This is a genomic window from Pseudoalteromonas luteoviolacea DSM 6061, assembly GCF_001625655.1.
Classification (GTDB): Bacteria; Pseudomonadota; Gammaproteobacteria; order Enterobacterales; family Alteromonadaceae; genus Pseudoalteromonas; species Pseudoalteromonas luteoviolacea.
The window spans coordinates 1-749 of the sequence record NZ_AUYB01000025.1; the positions used below are offsets into that span (position 1 = coordinate 1).

Here is a 749-nt window from a genome sequence, read left to right on the forward strand (position 1 = left end):
GGGTTTATTGAACCACAACAAACATGCAAGTGCACCACATATGAAATTTAAGAAGACACCCATCTAAAATTTTGCAGTCGTGAAGATAGCACCTCAAACTAAGGCGGTATTATGAAAAAATTTAAAAAAAGCACCTTGGATTGGTGGAATGACTTTGTGCACAGAGTCAAAAATAAAGGTGAGGACAAATGGTCAGTGACCTGTGAAGACAACAATCTTGTTGTCAACAAGAATGACCGAGAGGTATCCAAGGTCAGACTTGATGAGGTTGTTAGCGTAACCACCTACAAAAAAGACCTTATTACTTATGACCCTGTTTTTCTGTGTTTTTTGGATAAGAACGACTGCACCATTGAGGTCTGGGAGGGTATGGATGGATTCGACTCTTTTATTCGCAATGAGCTAGGTAGGTATTTTGACATTGAGCCAGACTGGTTTGCCAGCGTGAATAAGGGGGCATTTGCTGAGAATAGACGCGTAATCTGGAAGCTCTAAATAAGTCGCTTATGCGTTTTGCAGGTAACTCAAGAAAATACATGCCAAAAGGTTTACCGTTTGAATTCAAATACTATTTAGAGCTTGTTGATTTGACTGGTCGGTGTATACGTGAAGATAAACGCGGGTTTATCACAGACGCTCAACCTATCTTAGCGAGGCTCAATATCCAACCTGAAAATTGGCTAAAACTCACCACTCAATTTACCAAAGTGTTTAAAGGCTCTGTAGGCAGGCCTGATGCTAAGCAAAAG

At 40.6% G+C, this 749-nt stretch carries 1 protein-coding gene and 1 pseudogene; both read left to right on the top strand.

All coding sequences use genetic code 11. From position 1 onward, the window contains the following. Positions 1 to 111 precede the first annotated feature (111 nt). Positions 112 to 495 (top strand): hypothetical protein, encoded by a 384-nt coding sequence (locus tag N475_RS01990; protein WP_063358775.1) that lies wholly within the window; start codon positions 112 to 114, stop codon positions 493 to 495. Positions 496 to 497: 2 nt separating this feature from the next. Beyond that, positions 498 to 749 (top strand): annotated as a pseudogene (locus N475_RS01995) (transposase); the annotation flags it as partial.